Below are 12,202 nucleotides of genomic sequence, written 5' to 3' on the forward strand. Positions count from 1 at the left end.
GTGCGAACCCGTGCTCTGGTGCGGGTCACCGCTATCTTGAGAAGCGATTCCTCCCGGGCGTGAACGCCCGGGGTTCCTCGCTAGATCAGGCTGAACCCCATTGTCCACGGGCACGGCCTGTCGACGTGTTCCCACCCCACTTCGCGGGCATCCTCCCCACCATGGACAACACCGTCTTGGGGCCCACCGGCCCCACCCGGCAGGTGGGCCGGCCCGACGTCGAACACCTGATGGCGGTCCTGAACCGCCACCGCGCCGGCCTGACCGGCGCCAAGGGCGTCACCATCGGCTCCGGCGAGATCGTGCACACCCTCACCAGCCACCTGTGGGCAGGGGTGTCGGTACCGGCCACCGGATGCCACGCCGCCGTGGACCCACTTCGCCTGCGCGCCGCCACCACCGGGGTCGACTGCCGCCGCTGCCTGGCACGCTATCGCCGCCCCGACGCCTCCATTCCCGGCCAGACCCTGCTGGAGCTGCCGACCACACGTGCCTGAAACCATCGGCTCGCGATCGGGCCCCGCCCGATGAACGGATCCCATCTGCCGCGCCCCGCCTTGGAAAACCGGTGGCCCCACGCCACCGGTGCGGGGATCATCGACCCATGCGTATGGGAGTGGTGGGTCTTCGTCAGGGACTGCACATGGCCGACTGGGCGCGGCGGATCGGAATCGACGTGGTCGCCGGCTGCGATGTCGACCCCGCCACGGCACGGCGGGCCGCCATACGACTGCCCACCCTGACCCTGGTCGCGCACTGGCGCGACCTGCTCCATCAGGATCTGGACGCGGTCCTGCTCACCAACGACTTCGACGCCCACGCACCCCTTGCCATGACCTTCCTCGAACACGGCGTCCACGTACTCTCCGAGACCGCGGCCTGCACCAATGCCCAGGAAGGCGCCGAACTCCTGGCCGCCGCCCAGGCGAGCACGGCCACCTACTCCTTCGCGGAGAACTACGTCCTGCACCCGCACACGCGGCTCCTGCGCACACTGGCCCAAGAGGGAACCTTGGGCGAGATCGACCTCATCGAAGCGGACTACCTGCACGCCATGGCACCCCAAGCGGTCCAAGGCCTGATCGGGGACCCGGACCACTGGCGCGGCCGGATCCCCCCGACCGCCTACTGTACGCACTCCCTGTCCCCGATCCTGGCGATCAGCGAAGCCATGCCGGTGCAGGTCACCGCCTTGCCCGTGCACACCGCCTCCCCCAGACAGGCCTCGGTGATGGCGGTGCGCCTGTCCACCGGGGCTCTGGCCCTGACCCGCAACGGCTTCCTCCAAGGGGAACCGGACTCGCACTGGAGCCGGATCTCTGTGCACGGCACACGCGCGGCCGCCGAAGCGGGGCGAAGCCTCAGCGAGAGCGCCTGGTCGGTGCGGGTGCGTCACCCGGGATGGACACGCGCCGACGGCCGCACCCACGAGGCCGAACACATCGCCCCACCGGTACTCGTGGACGGCGTCGCCGTGGAACGAGGGCAGGAGGGCACGGTGCTCGTCCTCCAAGGACTACGCGCGACCGTGGAACAGGGAGCGCCACCACCGGTGGGGGTGCGCCAGGCCGTGGCCGCCTCCCTGGTCGGAGTCGCCGGCGCCCGCTCCCTGGAGGAAGGCTCGATACCGGTGCCGGTCCCCCTGCCCTGGACCTGAATCGCCCCGCCCCCAATGCCCGGCCTCCGAACGATCCCGTGCCGGAGGCCGAGCGCATCACTCCAACGGCCCGCATTCGACCCAGGACACCCCGTCGATGACGGCCGACCGGGCACACCTGCCATCGGCCACGACCAAGGCTCTCCTCTAAGCTCAAGGCGACCTCGAATCCACCCCTGGTGATCCCCTCATCCCACCTTGTTCCTGGAGTGTCCCCCGTGTCCGCCCAACCCACCCGGCACCGCCCCTCCGGGCTGGCCTTCGCCTTCGCCTCGGCCCTGACCTTCGGTGGCTCGGGGGTCCTCGCCCGCCCCCTGATGGACGCCGGTATGGACCCGCTCCACGTCACCTGGCTGCGCGTGGCCGGCGCCGCCCTGATCCTGCTGCCAGTGGCCCTGCGCCACTGGCGTCTGGTCCTGCGCCGCCCCCTGCTGTTGCTGGCCTATGGCCTCTTCCCCATGGCCGGGGTCCAAGCCCTGTACTTCGCCGCCGTCGCCCGCATCCCCGTCGGTATCGCCCTGCTGTTGGAGTTCCTGGGCCCGGTCCTGGTGTTGTTGTGGGTACGTCTGGTACGCCGCAGGCGCGTCTCCCCCGCGGCCGTCATCGGCGTGGTGTTGGCGGTGGCCGGGCTGGGTCTGCTGCTGGAGGTGTGGGCCGGCATGCGCCTGGACGCGATCGGGGTGGGCCTGGCGTTGGGCGCGGCCGCGGCCCAGGCGGCGTTCTTCCTGTTGGGAGACGCCATGGGAGAGGACGCCGACCCCTTGGCCGTCATCGCCTTCGGCGCGCTGATCGCCGGTGTGGTGTTGGGCGTGCTCGCCCGCCCCTGGACCCTGCCCTGGGAACTTCTGGGCGCGCCCCTGTCCCTGGGCGGTGTCATCCTGCCCGGGTGGGCCATCGCCTCGTGGTTGGCCCTGGTGTGCACCGCCATCGCCTACTTCACCGGGGTATCGGCGATCAAACGGTTGTCCCCGCAGGTCGCCGGAGGTGTGGCCTACCTGGAGGTGGTCACCGCCATCGTGCTGGCCTGGATCCTGCTGGGCGAGGCGCTCAACACCATGCAGCTTCTGGGGGCGGTGGTGATCGTGACCGGGGCGTTCATCGCCCAGACCGCGGTGCCCACCACCCCGGCCACCGCGGCGAGCGATCCCGACGGACCCACCGCCACCACCCCGGCCGAAGAAGACGACCCGACACGGTCCCGGGCCCTGGGCCGGGACTGAACCCACCCCATCTGGGGCGCACACACAGAAGCGTCAACACCCGGGCTCAGAGCCCCGCGGCTCAGCGTCGGGCCGGCAACGCGATCCGGTCCAGGTCCGCGGCCAACACCACCGGCCCGTCGAACTCCTCGGCGGCCTGGGCCACGAACGACCCGTCCTGGTCCTGCTCATACCTCTCCGACAGGTGGGTGAGCACCAACAGACGCACCCCCGCCCGTGCCGCGATCCGCCCCGCCTGCCGGGCCGTCAGGTGCCCGTACCGCTCGGCCCATTCCTCGTGCTCGTCCAGGTAGGTCGACTCGATCACCAGCATGTCCGCGCCCCGCGCCAGTTCCACGGCCTGCTCGCACTCGCCGGTGTCCATCACGAACGCGAACACCTGCCCGGGTCGGGGTCGGGCGCACTGGGCCAACTCCACCGTGCGCCCCCGCACCTCGATGCTTCCCTGACGTTGCAAACGGGCGATGTCGGGCCCGCGCACTCCGAAGTGCGCCAACCGCTCGGGCAGCATCCGCCACCCGTCCGGTTCGACCAACCGGTACCCATAGGCCGGCACCGAGTGGCGCAGCGGCAACGCCGTGATGGTGAAGGGCTCGTCCTCGCCCAGCACACAGCCGCCCGCGCCGCCCACCGGCTGGGCAACGATCACGTCGGTGTCCACGAAGGAGGTGGCGTGGCGCAACCGCTCCCAGTACTCCTGGCCCGCCCCCGGATAGGTGGCCCGTACCGTGTGCGACACCTGGTCGCGGGCGATGCGCTGCACGATGCCCGGCAACCCCAGACTGTGGTCGCCATGGAAGTGGGTCACACAGATGCGGGTGATGTCGGAGGCCGCGAGCCCCACCATGCGCATCTGTCGCTGGGTGCCCTCACCGGGGTCGAACAGCACCCCCTGATCCCCCCAACGCAGGAAGTACCCGTTGTGGTTGCGCCGACGGGTGGGCACCGCGCTGGAACTACCCAAGACCACGAGTTCACGAACCGACATGGCCCGCATTGTCCCATCCCCCGGGTGCCCCACCCGCCTCGAACACCGCCTCCACCCACTCTGTCCACAACAGGCCATACCACCCCGACCCCTGCTCTTCCCGGCTAGGTTATGCCCGCCCCAGCCCACAAAACCGAGGAGGACCGTGCCCGACGAACCCCACCGCCCCACCACCATCACCGTGGAACAGGGTGCCGAGCGGCTCCGGTTCACCACCACCCCCACCCCCGATGGCAGAGTGTCCATCGAAGCGGTCGGATTCACCGACGACGGCGAGATCACCACGAACCTGTCCGGGGTCCTTCCGGCGGAGATCATGGCCACCCTGGGGTGGCTCATGCTGCAGAGCTCCGCCACCGGCCAGGCGCCGGCCGGGTTCGTGCGGGAACAACGCCGCCACCATCCCAACGCCTACCGGCCCTGGAGCACCGAAGACGACGAACTCCTGGCCCGACACGCCGCCCAGGGCACGACCCTGGCCGCGCTCGCAGAGGAGTTCGGGCGCAACACCGGTGCGATCCGCGCCCGCCTGACCCGGCTGGGCATCAACGACCTCGAACCCGGCTGAGCCCCCGCCGGGCCGACCCGAGGGCCCGGCCCGGCCTCATCCTCAACACCCGCACCACCACACCCATGGCTGAGCACCGTAGGCTTGACGGCCATGCCCACACACGAACGCGAGATCACCTCACCCGTGGACCTGTGCACCCCCCAGGGGCGCCTGAACCCCGGGGCGGTGGGCTGGTCGCGCACCCCACTGCACCGCACCCACATCCCCGGCTGGTCACGCACCAAACGCTGGGAATACTGGTGCGTGAGCACCCCCACCCACCTGATCGCCATCACCGTCGCCGACATCGACTACCTGGGCCTGACCTCGGTCTACCTCCTCGACCACTCAGACCCCGCCGCGCCCGTGGAGGTCTCGCGCACCGCGCTGCGCCCCCTGGGCCATGGGGTGCGCGTACCCCACAGCCTGGGCGCCGGCCCCACCGCCGCCCTGGGTCCCATCCGCGCCCACATCGACGACACTCCCACCGGCACCCGGCTGCGCTTCTCCTGCACCACCGACCACGGGCCCCTGCACGCCGACCTGCTCATCACTCCACCCCCGGGCCACGAATCCATGAGCGTGGTCATCCCCTGGAGTCCCACCCGCTTCCAGTACACCTCCAAGAACACCGCCCTGCCCGCCTCGGGCACCGTCCGCCTGGGCGAGCACACCTACGACTTCACCGACGCCTTCGGCGTACTGGACCACGGCCGCGGCCGCTGGCCCTACGACATCAACTGGAACTGGGGTGCCGCCGCCGGACACACCGACGGCCACACCCTGGGCCTACAGTTCGGCGGCCAATGGACCAAGGGCACCGGGCTGACCGAGAACGCCCTGTGCGTGGACGGCCGCCTCACCAAGATCGGTGAAGAACTCGTCTGGGACTACGACCCCGACGACTTCCTCGCCCCCTGGCGCCTGTACACCCCCGCCTCCGACAAGGTCGACGTGGTCTTCACCCCCTTCCACGAACGCGTCGACCGCACCGACACCGGCCTGATCGTCAGCGACACCCACCAATGCTTCGGCCACTACCGGGGCACCGTACGCACCGACGACGGCACCACCCTGACCGTGAGTGACCTGAACGGCTTCGCCGAACAGGTCCACATGCGCTGGTGACCCCCGGGGCGCGCACCCGACACACACCGTGCGCGCCCCCGCCGGCCCCCTCAGGCGCGAAGGCCCCGAGCACAGCCGACCTGAACACGCCCGGTTAGCGCCCCTTGGCTCCCCACCCCCGCACCGACCCAAGACAAAACGACACCAAAAGCCCCTACAGAAACGACATCCAGCCACAAGACCAGCCTCAACGATGCTCGGATAGCCAAATCCTGCTACCGTGCGGGTCGCGAACTACGGGATGATTTAGGAGACCTGAACATGGGGCAACAGCCTCGCGAGCAATGGGGAACACGCGCGGGATTCCTCATGGCCGCGATCGGATCGGCCATCGGACTGGGCAACATCTGGCGATTCCCCTACGTCGCCTATGAGAACGGGGGCGGAGCGTTCCTGCTGCCCTACCTGATCGCGATGCTCACCGCGGGCATCCCGCTGCTCATCCTCGAATACGGCATCGGCCACCGGTACCGTTCCTCGGCGCCCCTGTCCTACCGGCGTATCTGGCGCCCCGCCGAAGCCCTGGGCTGGTGGCAGGTGGCCATCTGCTTCGTCGTGGCCATCTACTACGCCGTCATCATCGCCTGGTCGATCCGCTACACCTGGTTCTCCATCACCCAGGCCTGGGGCAACGACCCCGACGGATTCTTCTTCAACGACTTCCTCCAAATGAACCCCGAACCCGGACCGGTCTCGGGCTACGTCTCCGGGGTCGCCTGGCCGCTCATCGGAGTGTGGCTGGTCACCCTGGCCATCCTCATCATCGGTGTGCGCCGCGGCATCGAGATCATCAACAGGATCACCATCCCCCTACTCGTGGTCCTGTTCGGCATCATGGTCATCCAGGCCCTGACCCTGGACGGCGCGGCCACCGGCCTGAACGCGTTCTTCACACCCGACTGGTCGGCCATGCTCACCGGCAAGGTATGGATCGCCGCCTACGGACACGTGTTCTTCTCACTGTCCATCGGCTTCGCCATCATGGTCACCTACGCCTCCTACCTCAAACGCAAGTCCGACCTGACCGGCTCGGCCATGGTCGCCGGGTTCGCCAACGCGTCCTTCGAACTCCTGGCCGGCATCGGCGTCTTCGCCGCCCTGGGATTCATGGCCGCCGCCGCGGGCACCGCCGTCGACGAAGTCGCCACCTCCGGCATCGGACTGGCCTTCGTCGCCTTCCCACAGATCATCTCCAGCCTGCCCTTCGGCGGCCCACTGTTCGGCGTACTGTTCTTCGCCTGCCTGTCCATCGCCGGCGTCACCTCACTGATCAGCATCGTCCAGGTCATCGTCTCCGCCGTCCAAGACCGCACCGGACTGGGCCGCACCCAGACCGTGCTCCTGGTCGGCGGCGCCACCGCCCTGGCCTCGATCCTGCTCTTCCCCACCCACGAGGGACTGCACTTCCTCGACGTCTTCGACCGCTTCATCAACCAGTACGGCATCGCACTGGCCGGTCTGGTCCTGGTCGTCTTCATCGCCTGGGGGGTACGCCGACTCAAGCTCTTCCAGGCCCACGTCAACGCCGTCTCCTCCATCCACCTGGGCACCTGGTGGCGTATCACCCTGGGCGTGGTCACCCCCATCCTGCTCGGCATCATGATGTGGGACAGCCTGCGCATCGAACTCACCGAGAACTACGAAAGCTACCCGACCGGGTTCCTGCTGGCCGCCGGATGGGGCGTGGCCATCGGCGCCATCGTCTTCGGCATCATCGTGGCCTGCTTCCCCTGGAAGAAGGCCGACGCCATCGCCCGCGACGACGCCGCCCGCACCCGCGACGAGGACGGCCGGGCCCCGGTGCAGTTGGAGGAGCCCGAGCAGGTCGGCACCGAATCGGCCACCGACCACACCCGTGACAAGGAAGGGGACCACTGATGTCCACCAGCGCCATCGTCATGATGGTCATCTCCATCACCGTGCTCTGGGGCGGCCTCATCACCGCGGTACTGCACCTGCGCCGCCACCCCGACGAACCCGAAGCCGAGTAAGACCCCGAAAAAGATGGTGGGGCCACCCGATCCGATCGGGTGGCCCCACCTCGCTTTTCCCTCAGCCCGCGAACTCGCGCACGATCCGCGCACAGAACGCCGGTAGGTCATCGGGGTCACGGCTGGTGGTGACACCGTGATCGGTGACCACCTCCTCCTCCACCACCGTGCCCCCCGCGTTACGGATGTCGGTACGGATACTGGGGTAGGAGGTCACGGTGCGCCCACGCACCACATCGGCCTCCACCAGGATCCAAGGCCCGTGACAGATCGCCGCCACCGGCTTCCCACCGGCCACGAAGTCACGCACGAACGACACCGCGTCACCGTCAAGACGCAGGTTGTCGGGGTTGACCGTCCCACCGGGCACCACCAGGGCGTCGTAGTCATCCACCCCCACACCGGCCACCTCACGGTCCACGTCGAACCGGTCGGCCGGCTCGATGTCACCGTTCATCGCCTGGATCGACCCCGACTTCAGCGACACCAACTCCACCCGGGCCCCCGCCTCGGTCAAGGCCCGACGCGGCTCCACCAACTCCACCTGTTCGACCCCATCGGCGGCCAAGATCGCCACCGTCCGACCGTTGAGCTCTCCAGCCATGATCTCCCCCTCACTGAACATCGCGTTCGCTCGGGCCCCGAGCAGAACCCGGCGCCACGTCGTCCGCCCTACCCGCCCACCCCTGCTTCCTCACACCGATCAGCACCTCCACACCGAGAACCGGATCACACCCGCGCACATCCCACCATCACCGATCCGACCAGGAGGTCACCCGTGCCCACGACCCGCGATCTGTACCTGGCCCGCCACGGCCAAGCCGACCCCACCACCACGAACCTCACCGACATCGGCCGCCAACAAGCCGACCTGTTGGGGCGCAGACTGAGCCGCTCAGAACCCCACACCCTCTGGCACGGCCCCTCCCCACGCACCACACAGACCGCCCACCAAGCCCTCACCCACCTACCCGGACTCACCGCCACCCCGGCACCCGAGGCCGACGACCACATCCCTCACCTGCCCACCCGCGATGAACTCCCGCCCCGGCACACCGAGCAGATCCTGGCCTTCCTCTCCCACCTGTCGCCCCAAGACCACGCACCCCACCTGGCCGCCCGCGCCCTGGAACGCTTCACCGGCCCGGCTCAAGGGTCACACCCACGCCGCGAGGTGGTCATCACCCACGCCTACCTGATCGCCTACCTGATCGCCCACGCCCTGGACGCACCACCATGGCGGTGGATCAGCATCCCGGTGGCCCATGCCGCCCTGACCGTGATCCGCTACCGCCCCCACGCTCCGGCCTCCGTCGTGGTCCTCAACGACACCGCCCACCTCACCGACCCGCTGCGCTGGACCGACCTGCCCACCTGGCGCCCCTGACCCACCAAGGGGCTGGGAACAAAAGTCGGGCGCGGCCCCCGCCGGCCGCGCCCGAACCCTACTCACCCGCCGCTCAAGGCCGGGCGCCCTCCCACACCCCGATGGGAACGTGCTCCAACAAATCGATCAGACGGTCGGCCATGGCCACCGCCTCATCCCCCTCCAACCGGCCCTCACCCCAGGTCAGAAGGTACTCACCGGTGAAACGGAACCCCGCCCGCTCCCCCGGCGCCTCCAACAACCAGGCGCGCACCCGCTCATCCAGCAACGCCCGCGCGAAGGCCTCATCCGCGCAACGCACCTCGAAGGTCTCATCGAAGGTGGACTCGCCCACCCGCACCCGCCCCGCACCCGGCAGGGTCGGCCCCGCCTCGGCGCACACCTGCAACACCGGGGTACACGGGGTGGGCACGACCACCACCGGGAAACGATGCGTGCTGGGAGCCGAACGCCCATCCTGACCACAGGTGGTGTAGGTGTACTCATAGGCCAACACCCGATGCCCCCGATGCTCGGCGGAGAGCACGTGCACCGCCCTGGCGTTGGAGGGGGCCCGCCGAAAAGGCGCACCGGCGAACCGGTCGGCCAACTCGGGCCGCTCACGGTCATAACCCCACCCGCGCCCACCGGCCCACCCGCGCAACACCCCGGCCCGCTCACGCTCGGCCGCGGCACTCATCACCGAGATCGCGATGATGATCACGACCGCGATGGCCAACAGGGCCAAAACGCCACCGGACATGGGGCACATCCTTTCAGAGCGGCTCACCTACAGGTGAGACGCGCCCCACACCCTCCCCGGTTCCCTCCGATTCGCACACCCCACCACCCCGACCCGAACACCACCGACCCACCCCCGCCCGCCCTATCCTGGCCCCACCACCCACACCCCTTTCACGGAAGGAACCGCGTGGACGAGCCGGCCCGCCTGCGCCCCATCGACCTGGCCCGCGCCGCGGGCATCTCCACCCAACAGGTCCGCAACCACGCCGACGAAGGCCTGCTACCACCCACCCCACGCACCGCGTCCGGATACCGCGTCTTCACCCACCACCACCGCCGCGCCCTGCTCACCTACCGGGCCCTGTACGCCGCCTTCGGTAGCCACACCTCCCGCGAGATCATGCACGCCGTACACGCACAGGACACCGACCGTGCCCTGGAGCTGATCGACGCCGCCCACGCCGACCTGCACCGACACCGCCAAGCCCTGAACCAGGCAGGTCAGGCCCTGTCCGCCATCGCCCACCACACCGAGAACGCCCCCGCCCCACCCTCCGGTGACCTGCGCATCGGCGAGGTCGCCGCCCACCTGGGGGTGCGCACCTCGGCCCTACGCGTGTGGGAGCAGGCCGGCCTGCTCACCCCCCAACGCGACCACACCACCGGGTACCGCACCTACACCCCCGCCGACGTGCGTCTGGCCCGCATCGTCCACCTGCTCCGCCAGGTCGGCTACCCCCTACCCGACATCGGCCCCGTCCTGGAGCAACTGCGTCACAGCGGCGACACCACCGCCCTGAACCAGGCCCTGGATCAGCGCTCCCACGACCTGCTGGGCCGCTCCCGGGCCATGCTCACCGCCGCCGCCCACCTGCACGACCACCTCACCCACACCTGATCCCGAACGAAAAAAGGGGGGCCGTCCTCATCGAGAACGCCCCCCGCACAACACCGAAGGACTCAGGCGAACACCTTGCCCGGGTTCAGGACACCGTGCGGATCCAACGCCGCCTTGACCGCCCGATGCATCTCCACCACCTGGGGCCCCAACTCCTGGGCGGCCCCTCGCATCTTGAGCAACCCCACCCCGTGCTCACCGGTGACCGTGCCGCCCATCGCCAACGCCTCGTCCACGATCACCTCGAAGGCCTGCTTGGCCCGCTCCTTGGCGGCCTCGTCCCCGGCCGGAACGATGAACAGGGGGTGCAGGTTCCCATCACCGGCATGGGCGATGTTGCCGATGTGGGTGTCGAAACGCTCCGCCGCCCGCTCGATGGCCGCCAACATCTGCGGCACCCGCGCCTTGGGCACGCACACGTCCTCGGTCAACAACGGACCCAACCGCTCCAACGCCGGGTAGGCCAACCGGCGCGCCGAGAACAACGCCTCGGCCTCCTCGGCGTCGGTGGAACGCACCGCGTACACCGCACGCTCCTTCTCGAAACACTCCAGGATGCGGTCGGCCTCGGCCTGACCCGACTCACCGGGCAGGTCACTGCGGGCCAACAACAACACCTCGCCCTCGGCCGAGAGCCCCATGTTCTTCCACTCGTCCACCGCACGCAGACAGAACCGGTCGATCAACTCCATCGCCGAAGGCACGACACCGGCCGCCGAAACCGCCGCCACCGCACGACCCGCCTCCACCAACGAGTCGAAGTAGCCCACCACCGTGTGCTCCACCCCGGTGCGCAACGGAACCAGACGCAACGTCACCTCGGTGACCAACCCCAGCGTGCCCTCCGAACCCACCATGAGCCCGGCCAGGTCATAGCCGGTCACACCCTTGGCGGTGGTGCGCCCCAACCGCACCACCTCACCGGTCCCGGTCACCACCTCCATGCCCAGCACGTAGTCACGGGTCACCCCGTACTTGACGCAGCACAACCCGCCCGCGTTGGTGGCCACGTTCCCACCGATGGTCGACCACGGAGCCGAAGCCGGGTCCGGCGGATACCACAACCCGTCGGCGGCCACCCGCTCCCGCAGGTCATCGTTGACCACACCCGGCTGCACCGTGACGCTCTGCTGGACCGCGTCGACCTCCAACACCCGATCCATGCGCTCGAAGGAGACCACCACCCACCCCTGCCCGGCGTTGGCCGCACCCGACAAACCCGTACCGGCACCGCGCGCCACCACCGGAACCCCGTGCTCCACACAAGCGCGCACCACCCGCGCCACATCCGCCGTCTCTCGGGGGCGCACCACCGCCACCGGGCCACCGTAGGGAGCCCACTCGGCCTCATCGTGCGCGTACCCGGCCATCACCTGTGGATCGGTGACCACCGACCCCTGGCCCAAGGCGGCCGTCAACTCCTGCACGAGAGCGGACATGGACACACTCCTCACCACGCTGTGACGGCACCGTCTGCGCCGACGATGTCCAGCACTCTAACCGGACATCCCACACCACCGGTCACCACCTGCTCGTATTCGCACACCACCCACCAAAGCCCACCCCCGGCCCGGGTCACCGCCCCGGGAAGAACCCCACACCCCCTGACCACCCGCCCACACCGACACCCCTCCTGAAAACCCACGAAAACCACCCAACA

Annotated in this window: 13 protein-coding genes; 9 read left to right on the plus strand and 4 right to left on the minus strand. The window is 69.3% G+C overall.

All coding sequences use genetic code 11. The features are described from left to right. The first annotated feature begins 161 nt into the window (after positions 1 to 161). The 3 genes from ABZ717_RS05085 (at position 162) to ABZ717_RS05095 (ending at position 2,877) form a co-directional block, all read left to right on the plus strand. Positions 162 to 497 (plus strand): hypothetical protein, encoded by a 336-nt coding sequence (locus ABZ717_RS05085; protein WP_358505820.1) that lies wholly within the window; start codon positions 162 to 164, stop codon positions 495 to 497. Between the two features lie 107 nt (positions 498 to 604). After that, positions 605 to 1,657 carry a Gfo/Idh/MocA family oxidoreductase gene (locus ABZ717_RS05090; protein ID WP_358505823.1) on the plus strand — a complete coding sequence of 351 codons (1,053 nt, stop codon included), beginning with the start codon at positions 605 to 607 and terminating at the stop codon, positions 1,655 to 1,657. Positions 1,658 to 1,875: 218 nt separating this feature from the next. Continuing rightward, positions 1,876 to 2,877 (plus strand): EamA family transporter, encoded by a 1,002-nt coding sequence (locus ABZ717_RS05095; protein ID WP_358505826.1) that lies wholly within the window; start codon positions 1,876 to 1,878, stop codon positions 2,875 to 2,877. 61 nt (positions 2,878 to 2,938) lie between these two features. Here the strand turns inward: ABZ717_RS05095 and ABZ717_RS05100 are convergent, their stop codons facing one another. Further along, complete coding sequence (locus ABZ717_RS05100) at positions 2,939 to 3,865, minus strand: ribonuclease Z (RefSeq protein WP_358505829.1); 927 nt, start codon at positions 3,863 to 3,865, stop codon at positions 2,939 to 2,941. Between the two features lie 145 nt (positions 3,866 to 4,010). On the opposite strand from ABZ717_RS05100, the gene ABZ717_RS05105 reads away from it, so the two are divergent. The 4 genes from ABZ717_RS05105 to ABZ717_RS05120 all read left to right on the plus strand — a co-directional run bounded on the left by ABZ717_RS05105 (position 4,011) and on the right by ABZ717_RS05120 (position 7,534). Then, positions 4,011 to 4,433, plus strand: a complete 423-nt coding sequence (locus ABZ717_RS05105) for a hypothetical protein (protein WP_358505832.1) — start codon at positions 4,011 to 4,013, stop codon at positions 4,431 to 4,433. Between the two features lie 93 nt (positions 4,434 to 4,526). Then, complete coding sequence (locus ABZ717_RS05110) at positions 4,527 to 5,543, plus strand: DUF2804 domain-containing protein (protein WP_358505835.1); 1,017 nt, start codon at positions 4,527 to 4,529, stop codon at positions 5,541 to 5,543. Between the two features lie 261 nt (positions 5,544 to 5,804). Continuing rightward, positions 5,805 to 7,421, plus strand: coding sequence for a sodium-dependent transporter (locus ABZ717_RS05115; RefSeq protein WP_358505838.1), 1,617 nt, complete (start codon positions 5,805 to 5,807; stop codon positions 7,419 to 7,421). Beyond that, a complete protein-coding gene (locus tag ABZ717_RS05120; protein ID WP_084392259.1) occupies positions 7,421 to 7,534 on the plus strand; it encodes a methionine/alanine import family NSS transporter small subunit in 114 nt (37 codons plus the stop codon). Before ABZ717_RS05115 ends, ABZ717_RS05120 begins: the two co-directional genes overlap by 1 nt. Before the next feature lie 61 nt (positions 7,535 to 7,595). Here ABZ717_RS05120 and ABZ717_RS05125 read toward each other — a convergent pair whose 3' ends face one another. Beyond that, the gene (locus tag ABZ717_RS05125; RefSeq protein ID WP_358505842.1) at positions 7,596 to 8,138 is read right to left on the minus strand and encodes a type 1 glutamine amidotransferase domain-containing protein; all 543 of its coding nucleotides are present in this window, start codon (positions 8,136 to 8,138) and stop codon (positions 7,596 to 7,598) included. Positions 8,139 to 8,312: 174 nt separating this feature from the next. Here ABZ717_RS05125 and ABZ717_RS05130 point away from each other — a divergent pair, with 174 nt between their 5' ends. Further along, positions 8,313 to 8,921 carry a histidine phosphatase family protein gene (locus ABZ717_RS05130; RefSeq protein ID WP_358505845.1) on the plus strand — a complete coding sequence of 203 codons (609 nt, stop codon included), beginning with the start codon at positions 8,313 to 8,315 and terminating at the stop codon, positions 8,919 to 8,921. Between the two features lie 73 nt (positions 8,922 to 8,994). Here the strand turns inward: ABZ717_RS05130 and ABZ717_RS05135 are convergent, their stop codons facing one another. Beyond that, the gene (locus tag ABZ717_RS05135; protein WP_358505848.1) at positions 8,995 to 9,663 is read right to left on the minus strand and encodes a hypothetical protein; all 669 of its coding nucleotides are present in this window, start codon (positions 9,661 to 9,663) and stop codon (positions 8,995 to 8,997) included. A gap of 168 nt (positions 9,664 to 9,831) precedes the next feature. Here ABZ717_RS05135 and ABZ717_RS05140 point away from each other — a divergent pair, with 168 nt between their 5' ends. Next, entirely contained in the window at positions 9,832 to 10,542 is a 711-nt protein-coding gene (locus ABZ717_RS05140; protein WP_358505851.1) for a MerR family transcriptional regulator, read from the plus strand. A 62-nt stretch (positions 10,543 to 10,604) separates the two neighbouring features. On the opposite strand, the gene ABZ717_RS05145 is transcribed toward ABZ717_RS05140, so the two are convergent. Continuing rightward, positions 10,605 to 11,981, minus strand: a complete 1,377-nt coding sequence (locus tag ABZ717_RS05145) for an FAD-linked oxidase C-terminal domain-containing protein (protein ID WP_358505854.1) — start codon at positions 11,979 to 11,981, stop codon at positions 10,605 to 10,607. Positions 11,982 to 12,202: the final 221 nt, after the last annotated feature.

This window comes from Nocardiopsis sp. NPDC006832 (genome assembly GCF_040635885.1).
Taxonomy (GTDB): Bacteria; Actinomycetota; Actinomycetes; order Streptosporangiales; family Streptosporangiaceae; genus Nocardiopsis.

Excerpts from the sequence above, each read along its gene's own strand:
- ABZ717_RS05085 (WP_358505820.1), top strand. The coding sequence starts at position 162 with ATGGACAACACCGTCTTGGGGCCCACCGGCCCCACCCGGCAGGTGGGC.
- ABZ717_RS05090 (WP_358505823.1), top strand. The coding sequence starts at position 605 with ATGCGTATGGGAGTGGTGGGTCTTCGTCAGGGACTGCACATGGCCGAC.
- ABZ717_RS05100 (WP_358505829.1), bottom strand. The coding sequence starts at position 3,865 with ATGTCGGTTCGTGAACTCGTGGTCTTGGGTAGTTCCAGCGCGGTGCCC.
- ABZ717_RS05110 (WP_358505835.1), top strand. The coding sequence starts at position 4,527 with ATGCCCACACACGAACGCGAGATCACCTCACCCGTGGACCTGTGCACC.
- ABZ717_RS05115 (WP_358505838.1), top strand. The coding sequence starts at position 5,805 with ATGGGGCAACAGCCTCGCGAGCAATGGGGAACACGCGCGGGATTCCTC.
- ABZ717_RS05120 (WP_084392259.1), top strand. The coding sequence starts at position 7,421 with ATGTCCACCAGCGCCATCGTCATGATGGTCATCTCCATCACCGTGCTC.
- ABZ717_RS05125 (WP_358505842.1), bottom strand. The coding sequence starts at position 8,138 with ATGGCTGGAGAGCTCAACGGTCGGACGGTGGCGATCTTGGCCGCCGAT.
- ABZ717_RS05135 (WP_358505848.1), bottom strand. The coding sequence starts at position 9,663 with ATGTCCGGTGGCGTTTTGGCCCTGTTGGCCATCGCGGTCGTGATCATC.
- ABZ717_RS05145 (WP_358505854.1), bottom strand. The coding sequence starts at position 11,981 with ATGTCCGCTCTCGTGCAGGAGTTGACGGCCGCCTTGGGCCAGGGGTCG.